The sequence below is a fragment of the Streptomyces auratus genome (genome assembly GCF_050433025.1).
Classification (GTDB): domain Bacteria; phylum Actinomycetota; class Actinomycetes; order Streptomycetales; family Streptomycetaceae; genus Streptomyces; species Streptomyces sioyaensis.
Window position 1 is genome coordinate 2384651 of the sequence record NZ_JBNGCB010000001.1, and the last position, 18583, is coordinate 2403233.

11 protein-coding genes are annotated in these 18583 nt (G+C 66.1%); 5 read left to right on the top strand and 6 right to left on the bottom strand.

Annotated elements, in window-relative coordinates; genetic code table 11:
- Positions 1 to 42: 42 nt before the first annotated feature.
- Positions 43 to 2490, top strand: coding sequence for a molybdopterin oxidoreductase family protein (locus BKA18_RS10195; RefSeq protein ID WP_366047093.1), 2448 nt, complete (start codon positions 43 to 45; stop codon positions 2488 to 2490).
- Positions 2491 to 2731: 241 nt separating this feature from the next.
- Here BKA18_RS10195 and BKA18_RS10200 read toward each other — a convergent pair whose 3' ends face one another.
- Entirely contained in the window at positions 2732 to 3367 is a 636-nt protein-coding gene (locus BKA18_RS10200; RefSeq protein ID WP_366047092.1) for a GNAT family N-acetyltransferase, read from the bottom strand.
- A gap of 787 nt (positions 3368 to 4154) precedes the next feature.
- On the opposite strand from BKA18_RS10200, the gene BKA18_RS10205 reads away from it, so the two are divergent.
- Positions 4155 to 5306: a metal-dependent hydrolase family protein gene (locus BKA18_RS10205; protein WP_366047091.1), complete on the top strand. Its 1152-nt coding sequence runs from the start codon at positions 4155 to 4157 to the stop codon at positions 5304 to 5306.
- Between the two features lie 336 nt (positions 5307 to 5642).
- Here BKA18_RS10205 and BKA18_RS10210 read toward each other — a convergent pair whose 3' ends face one another.
- Together BKA18_RS10210 and BKA18_RS10215 are read right to left on the bottom strand one after the other, a co-directional pair.
- Entirely contained in the window at positions 5643 to 6896 is a 1254-nt protein-coding gene (locus tag BKA18_RS10210; protein WP_366047090.1) for a tyrosine-type recombinase/integrase, read from the bottom strand.
- Between the two features lie 173 nt (positions 6897 to 7069).
- Positions 7070 to 7348: a helix-turn-helix domain-containing protein gene (locus BKA18_RS10215; RefSeq protein WP_366047089.1), complete on the bottom strand. Its 279-nt coding sequence runs from the start codon at positions 7346 to 7348 to the stop codon at positions 7070 to 7072.
- A 725-nt stretch (positions 7349 to 8073) separates the two neighbouring features.
- On the opposite strand from BKA18_RS10215, the gene BKA18_RS10220 reads away from it, so the two are divergent.
- Entirely contained in the window at positions 8074 to 10956 is a 2883-nt protein-coding gene (locus BKA18_RS10220) for a hypothetical protein (protein ID WP_366047088.1), read from the top strand.
- 101 nt (positions 10957 to 11057) lie between these two features.
- On the opposite strand, the gene BKA18_RS10225 is transcribed toward BKA18_RS10220, so the two are convergent.
- Positions 11058 to 11978: a phosphorothioated DNA-binding restriction endonuclease gene (locus tag BKA18_RS10225; RefSeq protein WP_366047087.1), complete on the bottom strand. Its 921-nt coding sequence runs from the start codon at positions 11976 to 11978 to the stop codon at positions 11058 to 11060.
- A 608-nt stretch (positions 11979 to 12586) separates the two neighbouring features.
- Here BKA18_RS10225 and BKA18_RS10230 point away from each other — a divergent pair.
- Positions 12587 to 13477, top strand: coding sequence for a hypothetical protein (locus BKA18_RS10230; RefSeq protein ID WP_366047086.1), 891 nt, complete (start codon positions 12587 to 12589; stop codon positions 13475 to 13477).
- Between the two features lie 54 nt (positions 13478 to 13531).
- On the opposite strand, the gene BKA18_RS10235 is transcribed toward BKA18_RS10230, so the two are convergent.
- Complete coding sequence (locus BKA18_RS10235; protein ID WP_366047085.1) at positions 13532 to 16603, bottom strand: CHAT domain-containing protein; 3072 nt, start codon at positions 16601 to 16603, stop codon at positions 13532 to 13534.
- Positions 16604 to 16884: 281 nt separating this feature from the next.
- On the opposite strand from BKA18_RS10235, the gene BKA18_RS10240 reads away from it, so the two are divergent.
- A complete protein-coding gene (locus BKA18_RS10240) occupies positions 16885 to 17442 on the top strand; it encodes a hypothetical protein (RefSeq protein WP_366047084.1) in 558 nt (185 codons plus the stop codon).
- Positions 17443 to 17615: 173 nt separating this feature from the next.
- On the opposite strand, the gene BKA18_RS10245 is transcribed toward BKA18_RS10240, so the two are convergent.
- Positions 17616 to 18290, bottom strand: coding sequence for a DUF6338 family protein (locus BKA18_RS10245; RefSeq protein WP_366047083.1), 675 nt, complete (start codon positions 18288 to 18290; stop codon positions 17616 to 17618).
- Positions 18291 to 18583 lie beyond the last annotated feature (293 nt).

The window sequence follows — 18583 nt, forward strand, 5'->3', positions numbered from 1 at the left end:
CGCAAGAGCGGCACGCAAGAGCGGCACGTAAGAGAGGCCGGGATGGAGACGTCGACGGACCGGATTGCGGAACCGTGGGGCAGCCGGAGCGCGTACGGCCCTGGTCAGCCCTGGCCGGTACGCGTGGATGCGCGTTTCGCGCCGGGGGTCCGCCCGGCCGACGTGGAGCGATGGGTGCCGTCCGCGTCGCTGCTGCACTCCAACGGCGATGCGATGGACATCGCCGTGCTCGGCGGCCGGATCGTCGGTGTGCGGGGGCGCGCCGTCGACCGGGTGAATCGTGGCCGTCTGGGGCCGAAGGACTTGTTCGGGTGGCAGGCCAACGCCTCGCCCGACCGGCTGACCCGGCCGCTGGTCCGCGAGGGCGGCCGGCTGGTGGAGTGCGACTGGCCCACGGCGATGGGCCGGGTGGCGTCCCGCTCCCAGCAGCTTCTGACGGAGCGGGGGCCCGGGTCGGTCGGCTTCTACACCTCAGGTCAGCTGTTCCTTGAGGAGTACTACACCCTCACGGTCCTCGCCCGGGCCGGCATCGGCACCCACCACCTGGACGGCAACACGCGATTGTGCACAGCCACCGCCGGTGAGGCACTCAAGGAGAGCTTCGGTACGGACGGTCAGCCGGGCTCCTACACCGATATCGATCACGCCGACACCCTCGCACTCTTCGGCCACAATGTCGCCGAGACGCAAACCGTGCTGTGGATGCGCATCCTCGACCGCCTGGAAGGGCCGCAGCCGCCACGGTTGATCTGCGTGGACCCCCGCCCGACAGCTGTCGCCCGCCGCGCGACGGTGCACCTGCCCCTGCGGGGCGGCACGAACGTCGCCCTCCTCAATGCCCTGCTCCACGAAATCCTGCGCACCGGCCGCATCGACCGCGACTACCTGGCGGCGCACACCGTCGGCTTTGAGGGACTCCAGGCCCAGGTGGCCGCCTGCACCCCGCAGTGGGCTGCCGGGATCTGCGACGTTCCCGCGCGGTTGATCTGCGAAGCCGCCGAAATCCTGGGAAGCGCCGAGCGGTTGGTGTCCACCGTCCTGCAGGGCGTCTACCAGTCCCACCAGGCCACCGCCGCCGCCGTCCAGGTCAACAACCTGCACCTTGTCCGCGGCATGCTGGGGCGCCCAGGGGCCGGAGTCCTGCAGATGAACGGGCAGCCCACCGCCCAGAACACCCGGGAATGCGGAGCCAACGGCGATCTGCCGGGGTTCCGCAACTGGCAGAACGAGGAGCACATCGCCGACTTGGCGCGGGTGTGGAACGTGACACCGGACCGCATCCCGCACGACAAGCCGCCCACCCCCGCGATGGAGATGTTCCGTTACGCCGAGCAGGGCTCGATCCGGATGCTGTGGATCAGCGGCACCAACCCGGCCGTCTCCCTGCCGGAGCTGCACCGGATCCGTTCCCTCCTCGCCCAGGACCGCCTCTTCGTCGTGGTGCAGGACCTGTATCCGACCGAGACCGCGCAGCTGGCCGACGTGGTCCTGCCGGCGGCCACCTGGGGCGAGAAGACGGGCACCTTCACCAACGCCGATCGCACGGTGCACCTGTCCGAGAAGGCCGTCGACCCCCCGGGCCAGGCCAGGCCCGATCTCGACATCTTCCTCGACTACGCGGCCCGCATGGACTTCCGCGACAAGGCCGGCGCACCCCTCGTGGCCTGGCACGACGCACCGTCGGCGTTCGAGGCCTGGCAGCGGTGCAGCGCCGGCCGGCCGTGTGACTACACCGGTCTGAGCTACGACCGGCTCCGCGAAACGGGCGGAATCCAGTGGCCCTGCAACGATCAAGCCCCGCACGGCACCGAGCGCCTCTACACCGACGGCATCACCTGGGCGGACCCGGACCTGTGCGAGAGCTACGGCAAGGACCTGGAGACCGGAGCACCGGCCGACTCCGCCGCATACCGCTCCCTCAACCCCCAGGGCAAAGCGGTCATCAGGTCCGCCGCATACCTCCCACCGCCCGAGGACACCTCCCCGGACTTCCCGCTCCAGCTCAACACCGGCCGCACCCTCTACCACTTCCACACCCGCACGAAGACCGGGCGCACCCCTCAACTCGACGCCGCGGCGCCTGACGTGTGGGCCGAACTGTCCGCCACCGAGGCCGCGGCACACGCACTGGGCGAAGGCGACCTCATCGAGGTCACCACGCCCCGCGGCGCCCTACGAGCCCGCCTGAGAATTACCGCGATGCGGGACGGCATGGTCTTCGTGCCCTTCCACTACGGCTACTGGGACACCCCTGACGGCCCACCGCCGGAGGGTGCGGGCCGGGCTGCGAACGAGACGACCCCCACCGACTGGGACCCGGCCTCCAAACAACCCCTGTTCAAAACCGGCGCCGCCCGCGTCAGCCTCGTCACCCGCTCCGACGGCACGCCGGCCCCCGCGCCGACCATCACCGCCTCCGCACCTGCGTCACCCGGCAGCCTCCCGCCGACCGCGGGCGGGGTGGAGTCGTACGCCACCCACGAGGGCTGAGGGCGTCGGAACATGCCGCAGCTCAGAGAGGACTCAGAGCTTCTCTACTCCCCTCGTCAACACTCGTGCCCCCCACTGCGAATACATGGCTCCGTCTCCCGCGGCGCTACCGCAACCGGGTTCGCCTCCCGCGCGGCCGAAGTAGTTGCAGGCGAGCCGTCGCCCGCCTCGTTCGCCGACAGGGCACGATCGGCGGGCGGCGGCCTCTATGCCGCCTTCTCATGGCACTGACGCTCGGGACTCAGGGCCGGTAGATGCACTCCGCCAGTGTCGCGTGCTTCTTCCAGCCCAGCGTCTCGTACAGCGCACGCCCGGCGTTGGTCGCGCCGAGGACGCCGAGGACCGCGCCCTCGTCCAGGGCGCGGTCGGCGAGCGTGCGCATCACGAAGCCGCCCAGCCCACACCGCCGATGGACCTCCTCAGTCACCACGCGATCCACGACCGTGGCTTCCCCGAGGACCGCCATCTGCCCCTGGGCCGCCGGCCTGCCCGCCGCATCCAGCACCCGGACGCAGGTGACGGCTTCGATGGTCTCCACGGTCGCGGTGTACCCCTCGGGCACGACGGGGTGTGTGGCCATCAGGTCAACGGCCATCAAATGTCCGGTCTCCTCCCGGGGCGCCACCCAGCCCCGGGACAGCCAGGGCTCGATCTCCTCCGGCTCCGCGGGCATCTTCATCCAGGTCCGCGGCACGGACACCGAGGCAGCGGCGCTGCGGACCAACAACTCCTCGACCTCTGGCAGGACATGGCGTCCTACTTCGACGGGGTTGTCGGCCACCTCGATGTAGAAGCCCCAGGGCTTCCCGACCGGCGGGGGCGTCCGCCGTGACACAGCCCAGCCCGCCACCCAGGTCCTGACGATGTCCGCAACCATCAACCCTCCCGAAACGGCGGCCGCGCCAAACGGCCGAGTAATAGTCAGTCATCGAGAGTGCACATTACGTTGCCGTGCGGCGGGCGGCATCCGTTTCGGGGCCCTGTTGGCTGATTCCGCCCTGCTGGATCTTTGTCCAGCAGGGCGGCGTGCTGCGAAGGGTGGTGTTCGAGTCGCCGCGAGGGGTGTGCCGGCGAGCGAGGTGTCGAGTCGGACGAAGTGCCTGGCCGCGTCGGTGAGTTGGTGTCGCAGTCCGGTCTCGTCGAGGCCGCGGTACCTGTTTCGGGTGCGGCCTCCCCCGGGGGCGCCAACCGCATCGGTCCGCGGGCAGGGGGCAAGGCAGGTGTCCTCGGGCGCCTGGCGGCAGGCCGGCACGCTGCGCGGCCGCACTTGATCTGCCGCAGGTCCGGGGTGCCGTCCGGGTGTTCGTTGATCCATGACAGTCCACCGCGGTCGAGGTGCCTGCGGGCGCGCGTCACGGCCTCGTAGGCGAGGCGGACTTCGGCTTCTTGGCCTACCCAACCTAGCGTCACTGGCCATACACCTGCTCGGTGGCGTGGCCTTCAGCGCTTCAGTGCTCGTAGCGCTCACGTTCTGGGCGCATGCACCCGAACAGGCGTGGCCGAAAGCTCGGTGGCGACTTATCGTCGCCGCCGTCATGAGTGTGAGGAGACACAGTCGAGTGGTTGTCAGCGGTAAACAACAGCACGTACAGCGTCGGGGGGTCTGGGCCGTCCGCGCGGCGCGGCTGTTTGACGGGTACACAATGCGGTCAGGGCGCCCACTGGTGCTCATCGATGGCTCGCGCATTGCGGGTGTCGACATGACGGGAGCGATTCCTTCTGCGGACCTGCGCGTTCTGGATCTCGGTGACGCCACGCTGCTGCCCGGGCTCATCGACTCTCACGTACACCTTGCCTTCGACCCGGACGACAAGTCGAAGGAAGCGATGGCACATGAAGATGCCCGCACCACCCTGGCACGCATGCGCGTCCACGCCGGGCAACAGTTGCGGGCGGGGGTCACCACCGTACGGGACCTCGGCGACCGTCATTTTCTCGCCGTATCGCTCCGTGACCACTACACGGCAGGGCCAGAAATGGGTCCGGAGGTCCTCGCCGCCGGACCGCCCATCACGCGAACTCGCGGACACTGCTGGTTCTTGGGCGGCGAAGCCGACGGCGTCGCCGCCGTGGAGGCCGCAGTCAAGGAACGTGTCGCACGCGGCGCCGACGTCGTCAAGATCATGGCAACCGGTGGCGTGATCACCCCCGGATGGGGACCGCACCAGTCGCAGTACACCCGCGACGAACTCGCGGCGGTAACCCGGGCGGCCCATGCACACGGGAAACCGGTCACCGCCCATGCTCACGGTCGGCAGGGAATGGCTGATGCCGTCGCAGCCGGTGTCGACGGCATCGAGCACGCCTCCTTCTTTACCGAAGACGGTGTCGAACCCGACTGGAGGACCGTTGCGGCCGTGGTGGAGGCAGGCGTCTTCATCGGCGCCACCGAAGCATGGCTTCCGACCGGCTCGATGGTCGCACCACACATGGCACAGCGCGTAGAAGAGCGAAGTGCGAATTTCGCACGGATGCACCGCGAAGGAGCTCGACTGGTCTGCTGCTCCGATGCCGGTGCCGGCCCCCGCAAGCCCCACGGCGTACTCCCGCACGGGATCATCCAGATGGGCTCGCTCGGCCTCACCAACACCGAAGCCCTGGCTTCGGCCACCACCCTCGCCGCACAAGCATGTCGGCTGGACGATCGCAAAGGACAGATCGCCGTCGGCTACGACGCCGACCTCATCGCAGTGGCCGGCAATCCCCTACACCATCTGGAAACCCTGCTCGACATCCGATCCGTGATCCGCGCGGGAAGGATATGCAAGGGCAGGTCCGAGAAGGAAGGGCGAGCCGAGCTGCCCCGAGATTCGTAGCGCCCGGTGATCTTGTTTCAGGCGGCCGGTACCCCCATGGAGCGGCTGCTCAGACGCCTCCGATCAGCGCCCACCGCTGGGACTTTTCAGGGACTTTCCGCTCTGTCAGAGGGACTTCCGAGGGACTTCCGGCTGCCCAAAGCGGCAAGCGCAGGAAAGGCCGGAAAGGGCCTCCGATTCAGGTCGGAGGCCCTTCCCGGTGCAACGTTCCAGCTGGCGGCGGACGAGTCGGCCTGTACGCCGGGTTCTGTCGCCCACGGCAAGGATCATGCTTTGACCTGCATGTTTGCATGATCTTTTCGGGCCGTTGGGCCCGCGGGGACTTCTCGGGGACTTTCAGTCGAGATCGGTGAACCACGCCTCGATGGCGGAGAGTCCGCGGGCGCCGGCCTGCGGCATGAAGTGAGTGTAGGTGCGGAGAGTGAAGGCCGGGTCGGAGTGACCGAGCCACTGCGCCAACGAGACGATCGACTCGCCCGCCTCAAGCATCACCGAGGCATAGGTGTGCCTCAGGACGTGGAATCCGTGCTCCCGGCTCGGCTCCCAGACGCGGGTGACCTTCTCCCCCGGCTTCGACTTCGCCAGGGGCGGGATCACCCCGGCCTTGGCGAGCGCCGGCTTCCAGGCCTTGGTGTTCCAGGTGGTGCGGTTGATCGCGCCGCCTCGTGTCGTACTGACAAGCAGCGGGATCGTGACCGTACGCCGCTTCTCGCGGGGGAGGTCCGGCTCTTCCGGGTCAAGCCATGGCAGTGTGACCAGAACGGGCTTCAGCCGCTCCTGGTGCGTCAACAGCCGCTTGGCAAGGGCAGCGGACAGGGGGACGTCGCGCTCCTTGCCGCCCTTCGGCGGGCCAAAGTAGAGCTGTGACCGGTGCCGCAGGATTTGCCGCTCGATGTGCACCGAGTCTCCGTGGATGTCTCCGGGGCTGAACGCGAACGCCTCCCCCTGGCGGAGGCCGCACCCGACGCCGAGGTCGAGCGCCACCTGGTATCGGTCCGGGAGCCCTCGACGAACGGCGTCCACGCGCGACTGCTCCCAGGAGCGGGCTTTCCGTTCCGGCTTCTTCGGCGGCTTGATGCTGCTGTTGCCCTTGCAGGGGTTACGGAAGAGGCGTTTGTCCTCGACCGCGGCCTGCATGATCGCCTTCAGGTAGATCCAGGCAATGTGCGCCGTGCTGGCCCCGACTGCGCGCTGCACGTCGGCGGACCACTTGCGGAGTTCTGCCGTGCCGATGTCCCGCAGCGCGGTCTCACCCAGGTATGGCAGTACGCATCCCCAGATCCGATACTGCATGCTCTCCCGCGTCTGCGCGGGGTGGACCTGCGACGGCCACCAGTGCTTCTCGACATACTCGCGGAGGGTGATCTCGCCGTCGCGGGCGTCTACGAACTCGCCGCGGCGCGAGTCGGTCTGCGCCTCGGCGAGCCACGCCTTGGCGTCCGCGACCGTGTCGAACGAGCGATCTTGAACTCCCGGGATCCCCTTCACCCGGTAACGGGTGCGTTTCCCCCAGAGTTCGGTGCGTTCGCGCTTGCCGGTCTCCTTATTCGGCCGCTTCTTGAGCCACCTGTCCTCTATGTATCCCGCCATATGAAGCCCCTTAAGGTCGGACAGTCAATTCACAAGGCACATCCCGCACCTTGCTCAGCACACAGACGACCTCGGCCTGCACGAAATTCCCGGTATCGTCCACGACTTCAACTCGTGGCCTCTGATGCCTCAACCCGCCCCGACCGGTACGACGGCAAGATGGACCTTCCGCATCAGGCCACCGTCCGCGGCGAACGCCGCTGCGGTGCCCTGTTCATCGGGCTAAGGGCCGGGTTCGAGCGCGAATCCGCTTCCTGTTGTTCCGCAAGCCATGCATCGAGCAAGTCCCGGCGATACATGACCCGCCCGCCAGGGCCCATACGGAAGCTGGGCGGCCCCTGCCGCCGGTGACGCCAGACGTACAAGGTGTTCGTCGAGATACCGAGGTATGTAGCAGCGTTCTCCACGTTCAGGAACGCTGTCTCGACGAAAGGCTGCTTCTGATGACTCATTGGATATCTCCGGGAGAGAACTTCGCCGTACCGGCAGCCGCGCCGGTCTCCCACCAGCTATGCAGCGGCGATGTCCGGGCTGCTCTTGGTAGGCGAGACCAGCGTCCGGAGAAAAGCCGGTTTGGACCGGCCGCGATTAAGTGCTAGACACCGCTCGTAGCGGCAGGCCACCTGATCGGCCCGGCGGGCACTACGCATCCGGGACTCATCCACCAAGAGCATCAACGCGCATGTAGGCCGACATGAACGTGGTGATCACACCATCGTCCTGGCGGATCTTGCGCGAACCGGCATGTGCTACGCCGTCCGCTCACGGAGATAGCACCCCAGCCGTCGGCCTTGCATCCATGCCAGCCAAGACGCTTTCGTTCTTCCCGACGCTTCGGTACTACTGCCGCTCAGCTTCGGCGTGACCGCGTCGAGGAGGGTGCGGTCGGCTGGAGGGGCAACCGGCACAGCCGCTGCGAGCCTCGCCTACGAGCGCGTACGAGGCTGCCACAGCTATGCGTGAGAGGCCCCAGGCTGCGCCACCGAGGGCAATCCGGCGGAAAACCTCAGGCGTCCCGCACTCCAGTACCCACGCCCCAAGCCGACTACCTGACGGGTGCTCAGGTCATGGCAGGGGCGGACTGCCGAAGTTAATCACTCCAGATATTCGGTGTACACAGGTTGCAGAGGCCGACAGTGCGGCAGACTTGCCCCAGGCTGAGTGCAGCTTCTGTTGGGTGGGGCAGACGGGAGAACATGTCGTGGATGGGGGACGCGTAGCGGCACGCGGGTTTCAGTACCAGTATCTCCGCACGCTTGAGCAGTTGGCCGCGGTGCTCGATGAGCCCGGAATCGCCTGCGTTCGCGTCGAAGGCCCTCCAACAAGCGAGGGAACGGTAGATCAGGTCGACTTCGACGTCGTCGATCTTGATGGAGTCGTACGCATGGCGGCCCAGGTCAAGAGCCGGGTCGCAGGTGGTTCTATGAGCGGCGCGGCGGCACTGGGCATCCTCCTGGAGATGATCAATGGCAAGCACGAAGCCGATGTTTACCGCCTTCTGACGAATGGCCGCCCCGCTGCCAGGTCCGCACAACTCAACGAGATCTTGTCCTCTGCGGCGGGTCCGCAGGACTTGCGCGACGGGCTTATCGAGTTGTTCCGTGACGCTCCCCAACGAAGGAGCCAACTGGAGGGACTGGACGAGAATGGTCTCACTCGGTTGGGGCGTTGCCGGGTGGGTTACGACGCTCGTGATGATGACGAGATTCGTGAGCAACTGCGGAACACTTTTAGAGGTATTCGCAACCGCGCGCAACAAGGTCTGGGAGAGAGGTCTGCCGGCCTGCTCACTGGTTATCTGATCTCCGAGATCCTCGACCGGGCTGCCGACGTTACCGGCAAGCGGGCCAGCTTCTCGGTCGACGAGTTACACAGGCTCGTCTTGGTCGATGGGGAGACACTGGCGCGCACGACCGGGATGCGCGACTGGGGAATCCTCGTGGGGCCGGTGCCAGCAGTCCCGGATGTGGATCGGCCTGAACTTCTCGGCTGTCTTGTGGCCTCCCTTCCCCTGGCGAAAGGTCAGGTAACCCGTCGGGTCTCAATGGTCGGACCATCCGGCATTGGGAAGTCGAGTGCCGCAACTCTCTTTATCGCTGATCGTGCTGATGCGTACGATTTCATTGGCTGGATCGACTGCGAAACGGAGCACTCGACCCGCGCTTCATTCCAGCGCGTGTTGGACACTCTCAACCCGAATTCACCAGCCAAGCGACCGGATACCACCGTTGAGGATATCCAACAAGCCGTCCAAGGGGGTCTCGGCCGATTGCCGGGCCGCTGGCTATTGATCTGCGACAACGTGGGCTCAGCACGGGAGATCGATCCGTGGATCCCAAAGGTGGGGCGCGGTGATGTAATCGTCACCACCGTCAACGCGGCATCTCATCCAGGTAGTGGCGACATCGTGCATGTTTCAGCGATGGCGCGTGATGAATCCATTGAGCTGCTGCGCCGACGCCTTCGTCTCACCGATGGCGAGCGGGATCATTGGATGCAAGCCCTGGAACGTCTGGCCGAGGAACTGGGCGACTGGCCACTGGCCCTGGAACTTGGGGCCAGTTATCTATACAGCACTGGACTTGGGCTCGACTACGTCGACCATTACCTTCGGGAACTGAAAGTCCGCTCAATTGCTGACAGGGATTCAATCCCCCCAGGATATCCCCGCACGCTCGCCGCAGCACTCAACCTGTGCATCGATCGCCTTGATGCCCGTACCCAGTCCGAGGAACACCTTGAACCGCCTTCCGCAGCACTGCAGATGTTCTTCGCATCTGGGTTTCTGGCGTCGCACCAGATACCGGCTCACTTGCTCCTGGCGGCAGCAATCAGCGATATCGAGACTCTGGATCCAGATCATCGCGGCGCGTTTCTGGTCCCACCGGAAACGGTAAACCTAGGTGAGGCGCTTCGAGAGCTTCACCGATTCTCGCTCATCAAGAATGACTTGCCGCTTCCGCCTACATACGGAGAGACCCTTCCGGATGCCGAGCGAACGATCGCTGTAAATACGGTGAGTCAGGCTTTGGTCCGCGAGCGCCTCAAGAGCAACCCTGCACGCCCAACCGCTATGAACCAGTTGACAGGCCATGTGGAACGTTGGCTCAGCTCGTCTTCCCAACTCGGCGAACTGGAGCGGGTCCAGATTATGCAATCTCACGCCGAGACTCTGCTGACGCACATCGAGGACATGGGTTACACAAGTGAGCGTGTCGCCCTCTTGTATGGGAACCTATCCTCCCCCTACTATCTTCAGGGTGACGCATTACGGGCCGAACAGCTCATGCTTCATGAGTTGGATCACCTGGCGCGTCTGGAATCGACGAACGTCACACTGGTCACGCAGACACGATTTGCCTTGGCCGCCATTTACCTGCAAACTCAAGATGTTAGCACTGAGCAGCATGTGAGACTTGCAACCACCTTTAATGAAGCAGTTCAACACCTTGAGTATGTGCTACACCAAGCAAGGATGTGGGTGGATGAATATCCCAAAGCAGCACTCAAGTTCGCAGTTGACGCGCGTACGGTTCTCCACAATTCAGAATTTCCGGTGCCAGAGTCAACAAGGCTCGCTCTACTTGCAGATGCTTTCGTGGATCTAGAGTCGAGAATTGCCCCTACCTCCTACTCCATCACCCATGGAGCACTTGAGAAGGCAGAGGAATTTATCCAGCGGCATCAATACGCGGAGGCAGAACGATGCTGCCGTGAGCTGCTCGGCACGAGGCCTTCAGGGCATGTCGACCCAGAGGCGCGTCGCCGACTCATCGAGGCTCTGGCCATGCAGGCGAAGTGGAGTGAGGCAGTCGGTGAAGTCCGCTTCTGGAAGGAGAGTCCCGAAGCACCGCGACTCTTTCGAGGTTCGATTATTGACCTGATTCGCAACACGTGCCATGCGTGTGCTACTGGTCTTTCCTCCGGCGATATGCGTGCCATGCTCCTGCTAGACGAAGTTCTCGACTGGCCAGATCTCGACGAGTTCCTAAAACTGGGATCCGATGCTGATCGAGAAGTAATAGCGCTGGCGCGCGCCCTTCGGGAGGAGCTGAAATAGGCGGGTCACCTCCGTGGGGGACAACGGAAGCAACGCGCCGCCAGGAACGCCTGGGTGCAGAACTGGGCGCGGTGGCAATGCGTCGCCGGTAGAGCCTCCTGTCACGTGGAGTGCACGGGCCTGCCCACGGGTGTCCGGGGTGCGCCGTGGAAGACCTGTCGGACGTGCCACTCGCGGTGTCGTCTCGCGACTGGTAGGACGCCCGACTGTGGGCCAATGACCGGCCGGCCAGCGAGGGCAAGCACGTGCTGTCGGCTGACCTCACTGCGGCCGACAAAGCGTTGGGAGACGAGGATTCGGTGGTCGCCCCCAAGGCCCAGGACCCCCTTGTCGAAGAGCTTGTGGTGCAGTGAGCACAGGCACAGTCCGTTGTCGACCTCGTCCGGCCCGTCGTGTGACCACCAGCGCACATGCGCGGCCTCCAGCCCGACGGCGCTTGTGCCGAGCGCCCCGTCATAACCACAGAACGCGCACTGGAACTCGTAGGCCGTCAATATGAGGTCACGCATCCGTCGATCACGTTGCCGTCGGGCTGCGACATACGCGCCCTCCACGGGCCAGGTCTCGGCAAGCTCCAGGTCGAGGCCGACGGCTTCGCACAGATCGACGTGCAGGGACGGCGGGAAGTGGGTGTCCAGCAGGACCCTGGCCAGTCGGCCCAGCAGCGACGGCTCCTTGGCAAGCGCGGCCCGCAGGCCGGGCGCGAGCCGACCGGTAGCTCCACTGGAACGAAGGACCCGCACTCCGCTTCCGGGACTCCCCAGCCCCCGGTCGGTTCTGACCTCCCACACGCCGTCACTGACGAGATGATGGAAGGGATATGCGGGGGTCGTCGGGTGCGATGGCCCGTACTCGGAAAGCAGCCGCTTGAGCTCCTCCTCGACTGCGCTGTAGCGCAGTTCGCTGTCGACATCGTGCTGGTAGTTACCGAGTGCGTACAGCAACAGCAATGGTTTGTGCGGAGCCCGGACATCGCTGTTCGTCCACTGTCTGAGCTTCGCCACTCGATCGAGCCAGTCCATGGCCGCCAGGGTAGTTCGCGGTACCGACATCGCATCATGTCTGTCGATCAGCCGAGTACGGATGGGTGGCTGCGAGGTAGGCGCGGATCTGCTGGCGTAAGCCGGGATGGACGTCATATCGGCCGTGGCTGTCGGGCGCGCCACGCATGCCGCGCGGCGGGACGAGGCCGGGTGCCTGATCATGGCGAACTCGGCCTCATTAGTTAGTATTCCGAGTTCATCGTGTGACGCATGGGAGCCGAGGGCACCGCGATACATGCCGATTCGATGGGCCACCCTCATGGCGCCATGAGCTTGTATGAGCCCACCAGCACCCGACCGTCCCATTTCTGACCCTGCCATCTCAAGGAAATCGGGGGATTTCAGTGACGACACCGCCGCAACCTCAGCCGCAGCCGGGCCCGTCCCAAGCTCCTCAGCCCGCCCAGCACCAGCCGCCACAACCCCACGGCTACGGGCAACACGCTGAGCAGCCTCCCCAGCCTGTGGCCCCGGGTCAGTGGCAAGCACAGGACCAGGGACGGGGCTACGGTCAACCGATCGCCTGGGGGCAGGTCCCGACAGGTAACCCGTGTCCGGTCTGTCGGAACTGTGGCGCTATACCCGCTGTGGACGTCACCGTTCGCGGACACCAGGGCGTTCTCATCATGATGCGGTTCCTAAGCCTGAGGGGCCCGTTCTGTCGGAATTGCGGCACAGCCGTGCTGCGCGAGATGACCGGGAAGACGCTCTGGCAAGGCTGGTGGAGCCCCTTCTCCTTGATTGCCTTCACCCCTTTCACACTGATCTGGAATCTCACGGTCAGGGGCAAGCTCAACAAGCTCCCGCCGCCGGTTCCAGGGCAGCCCGGCCAGCAGCTCGATCCGGGAGTGCCGCTGCGCCGACGCCCCTCCGCTTTGGGGGCGTTGATCCCCTTGGCCTGGGTGCTGTTCCTGGTCATTCAGATCGCGATTCACCCCGCCGACGCCGCGACCAGCGAAAGCGTCAAGAAAAGCACCGACGGAGCCGAAAAGCCCCGCAGTGCGCTCAAGCTGGGTCAGCCAAGCCCCCAAGCCCAGGAAGTCCTGGGCGACGACAGCAAGCAAGGCAAGTTCGTCATCACGCCGCAGCGGGTCGTCATGGGCAAGCCTTCCGACCTCGATGAGTTGGACGAGATGGAGAAGGAGAAGAAGTACCCAGGCGCCACGCTGGCGTGGGCGTACGTGAACGCGAAGCTGGTCGGTGGCGACACCCCGCTCAGCGGGCCCACGGTGACGACGGACAGGGTCGGGTTGCTCTCCGAGGGCGGCCGCGAGGGAACGCCGTTGACCTTCATCGAAGCCCTGAAGAGCAGGCCCGCTGACTGCCAACCTGAGAAGATCAACGCCACCTGGCAGAAGGGCGAGGACCACACCCTGTGCGTACCCTTCGTGGTACCGAAGGCCCGGAAAGTCACGACTGTCACGTACTCCCGCAACACCCTCGACTACTCGCCCCGGTTGAAGTGGACCGTCGACTAGTTAGACGTGTGTTGTATTCCACGGCCCTGCCGCCATGCGCATCGGGACCGACCTTCATGCGCCCATATGGATGTGGGCGGACCAGAGCGTGGGGAAGCTGGGGAAACGGTCCCGCATCAGACGGGTCGCCCGGTGAACGCAGGCGCTGGTATGGGCGGGGTCGTATCCAACTGCCCCAAGGTGCGTGTAGATGTGCTCAGCGATGGTCGCGGCCATGGTGTCGTTGATCTCCCACAGTGTGCCTACGACGTGTGGGAATCCGGCGAGCTGGAAGGCAGTGACGACGTGCAGGGCTTCATCGGCGAGCCGGGGCGTAGTCACGGCAGTGCTGCAGGCGGACAGATAGGCGAACGCGGAGCTGTCCAGGCGCAGCCGGGAGACCTCCAGCACGCTGAGCGGCCGGTCTGCGTGGTCGTAGACCAGCAGATGGCTCCGGGACGGGTCGGTGGGGTCGGCACCTGCGTGGCAGGCGAAGTGTGCCCAGGGGTGGGTGGCAAGGCGGGACAGTACGGCCTCGCGAGTGGCGTCTTCTCCGACCAGGCCCTCAAACTCGGGGAAGCGCTGTTCGAGGTGTTCGTACTCACGCTGGGCGCCCTCCAGCTCCGAGGCGTCGGGCGTGTACGGCATGGCGACGGCCAGGACGCGTGGCGGGCGTGGACCGCTGGGCGACGACGCCGTCTGCCGGGCGCGCTGCGCGCGTGCGTGGGAGAGGGCTCGTACGGTGGGCGTGTACGAGGACACGACTCGGTCCATGACCGTGCGACGGGGCCCAATGGCGGGCCTTTCGAGATGGTGGCCGGCGGCGTGCAGCGGGAAGAACGCAAGCGGGCCGCAAGGGATCCACCACAGGCGGCGCGTGCGGTGTCCGTCCACCGGGCTAGTGAGGCCGAGCTGTTCGAGCACCGGTCCGGCCACGGCGTCCCAGAGCCAGGGCAGCGTGTCGTGCACCATGACGTTCTCGGCCTCCCGGCGGGCGGCGGGGGACGTGCCGATCCGGTCCAGCATGTGATGCATGTCGCCGAGCCGGTCGTGGACGTCGTCGTGGTCCACCTCGGGCAGCTCGCATACTTGGACGCCGCTCCCGGTCAGGATGAGCGCGTCGCACCGGTACCGGCTGACGTTGATCATGACGAGGGGCCCAGTGTGCGCTTCGGCGGTCAGCCGGTCGACCGGCTGAGGCAGCAGGAATCGCTCCAGGCCCGGCAACGCCCGGACCCGTGTGACCAGGGCGTCCAGCTCCTGAGCCAGCGTACGGCGGGTGTCCGGGGCGTTCTCGCCCTGTGACGCATCGAGGGCCGTGTCCGCGGTCCCGTCGGTGGATGTGTCGCCGTCCAGGCGTACGCACAAATAGTGGAAACGGTCAGCCAGCTTCTGGTCGTGCTCGCGCAGTTCGGTGAGATCCGACCGGGACTCCAGCGCCTGTGCCAACAGCACGCCTCGGCCCGCTTCGAGCAGTTCGACCGCGTCGTCCGGCCGTCCAATGGCCAACGCACAAGCAGCCGCGTCGCTCGCCAGACGTGCGTGCTCGGCCATCCATCGAGTCGCATCAGCCCGCTCCAGGCCGCGGGCGGCCAGGCGCGGCAGAAGACCGACGCCGAACGCGAAGGCCCGCGCCGCCTCCTCTGAGCGTCCGACGGCCACCGCGGTTTCGGCCCACTCGCGGGCTGCCGACACCCTCAGCCTAGTCGGGGCGCTGTTTCTGGTTGCTGCGGTCTCCAGCAGTCCCAGGGCCTCCTCCACCAACGAGTCGTCGTGGACGGCGAGGCCATAACTGCTCAGCGCCGTCGCGAGATTGAACTCGCACTGCGATCGGAAATGGTGGTCTGTGGTAGCCACGCCCACGGCGGCGCGCCCGACGGAGATCGCCTCCTCCAGTGCGGGCAGCTCCCTCGTCCAGTGAAAGTACAGGCGGAGGGAGTTGTTGAGGTTCGACAGAGCGGCGACCTGGTCACGGCCTGCCTGCGCGGCCGAAACAGCTGCCTGGCGCTGGATCGAAATAACCCGCCGCAGGATGTCGAGATCTTCCGTGAGCTCGGCCTTCGCCTTCAACGGTACGGCAAGATTCGACAGGTACATCCATCGGTCGGGATGGTTCTGCGGTGTCGCCTCGACCGCTTCGCTTGCCAGAGTGATCGCCTCGTCCAGCAAGGCGGCGTTCCCGGCTTGGAAGTACCGATCGTGCAACTGCCCGGCCAGCGTTGCCCGGTACAACGGTCCGTCAGGGTGATCGGCGGGAGTAGCCCGGATCACGGCGCGTACGCAAACGATGGCCTCGTCGAGGGCCGCCAGGTCACCCGCGTGGCCGGACAGCACGTGGAGCATGCTGCCAAGGTTGTACAGGCACGTATGGTGGAGGGCCGTGCCGCGCGGCGCGGCGCCGACCGCTCCGCGTGCCATGGTGATCCCCTCGTGCAGGACCGCCTGATCCCCGGTGCGCTCGAACTCCGCACGACGTAGCAGAGCGGCGTTCATCAGCGGCTCGGCCCGTGTCCTGCCCGATCCGGAACTGGACGCGCACTCCACGGAGGTGGCATTCATCTGGAGGGCCTCATCCAGAAAAGCGGGGTCGTTCGTGCGCTGGTAGAGGATTCGCAGGTAGTCGCTCAGCCCGGCCCAGATCACCTCCCGTTCACGCTCACCGCCTGGCGGGTTCCGGATCAACTGCCGCCCGATGTCCACAGCCTCATGCAGCGATCGGGCGTCGTTCGTACGCTTGAAGAGGTCGCGCAGCCCCTCGGCAAGATTGTGCAGGCACATCGATGGGTCAGTGCCGGCCTCTCGCGCCGCCGCGACCGCCTGGCGGGCGACCTGGATGGCCTCCTCCAGGGTGGGCACATGTCCTGTGTGGTCGAAGAGGCGACTCAATCCCATCCCGAGAACACGCAGCCGGTCGGCGAGCCGGGCTGGATCCGCGTGGGTATCGGCCACCGCGTTGCGCCCCGTGCACACCGCCAGCCGGGCAGTGTGCGCGTCCGCCCCGTCCTCCAGCCGCAGTCCCAGTCCCATGAGAACGTCCTCCCAGACTGCTTCACCGACCGGCGCCGGAGTCAGCTCCTCGGACCGCGGGAACGTGTCCGGCAAGGGCAGTTCAGCGCCCGACCGTTGTACAACGACGAGCAATGCCACGCCCGTTCGTATTTCGGGCAGCGCTCGCTCGTCGGCGAGGGCTCTGCCCCGTTTCCAGTGCAGCAGTCCGACGAGGTGGCACGACTCCAGGATGTCCCGGGCGTCCGTCGTGCAGGCGAAGAGCTCCACAGCCTCAGTCAGAGCGGCATCGTCTAGCAATCCGTACGGGCCGCCGGACCCATCGAGCCGGGACCGGACGGCCGACGCCCACCGCTCTCGCATGCGTGCCCTTCTCCTGTCTTCCTCGGCCAAATGCGCGGACTGAAAGCTACTTTGAGTGCATGCCAGCTGTAGCCGACGGTGTGATCGACACCATCCTCAAAGTCAGTGAGTCGATGCTCAGGGACCACGGACTCTGCTTACGGCCCCAAGTCCACATCCTCGCGGAGGACATGGACCAGCCGTACGTCGGGTTCGTCACGTGCCGGCTCTTCTACCGCGGCAGGGACGCGGCCGACGCCCTCGCCAATCTGGGGCTGCTCCCATCCGTACTCATGGCGACACGCCTCGTCGTCGCATGGGAGGACTGTGACCTGCGCACCGCGCTCGAACTGCCGGAGGAGCACTTCGCGACGGGCATCGTCATTTTGGACGCCGGCTTCGACGGCCACACCCTCCACTGGCACCCGTTTGACGTGGAGGTGGACGGCACCAGCCCACACGGAATCCCCACCGTCATTCCGCACTGGCGCACCTCCGCCCGGTATGCGAACGTGCCATTGCTCGCACCGATCGAGGCGCTGCTCGAAACCTGGCGGGAGTTCCGGGACGAGGATCTCCAGGAGACTGCGATCGCGCTCCAGCAGGCCGGATACGAGCTGAACATGGTCAGCCGCTGACGGACGGGCGATCGTCGAGGCCCGTGCGGGTCGGCTCTGGCAGCGGCGATGCGCCCGCCGGACCGGGTGGGGGCGGCGGAGGCGCCTCCTCGGTGTCCGCCGAGCCCTTGGGCTGATATCCACGAGGTTCACCAGGGTTTTCGAGGAAGGCCCGTTCCCACGGGGTCAGTTCATCATCCGCTGCGGTCATCCTGATCTCCTTGAGGTCGTACGTCGACAGGGCCGACCATCTCCAGGATGTCGACTTCGGCCATGCGCAGGTAGATCCCTTCGGTGCCCTCCACCCGGGGCCCAAAGGAGCCGTCCGCACTCATCCGGTACGACCACTGCAAGTACAGGTCCGGTTCCTGCGGGTGGCCCGAGGCATACGACCGGTTGCCGTACCAGCCTCCGACCCAGGTGCCGTCCTTCATCCGAGCCCGTACGTAGCGCGGCCCCGTGTGGGTACGGCCACCGAAGGCGTAGTCCCACGCGGTCGGCACGGGCAGGTACACGGAACGGGCGCTGCGCCGCTCGCGATACGAGACAGCGGCGGCAGCAGCAGCGGGAACGCCGAGAAAAAGCAGCAGAGCCCACAGACCCACGGCCCGCGGGTGCTCGGCGACCAGGGCCGCGAGCCCTGACCTCCCTGCCCTACGCCAGGCAGAGGCGAGGGCGGGGCCCGCGACAACCGCGTACGCCCCGTTCAGGGCAACGCTGGCCGTGATGGCGCGCAGGACCCGCTCGCCCAGCTGCGCCTCTCCGGCGACCGGCCCGCGCCAGCGTTCGCGTAAGAACTGATAGGTCAGTCCCGGCAGAACGAGTAGCACGAGCGATACCAACTGGCCAATTGTCGAAGGTGGTTGCACGCATACTCCTGCCCCTTGTTGTGCCGTGAGAGCCTTTCACACCCCCAGATGCTCGGTCCGGAGCGGGTGGGCTATTCCGATCAGGGTTCACGTGCCGACGAGAGGGGTGAACAGCGCTGGCAGGGCTCAAGCCGGATCCCTCGCGCCATCGGCAGGCTAAGGGCTTGCCGGGAATCAACACGCTGGTTTGATCTTGGTGTTGTCCGAGGCAAGGAATCTGGCGATGTCGGCTGGGTCGACACGGATACACCGAGTGCATGCGCAACACGTGGATACCGGAGCGGTCAGGCGTA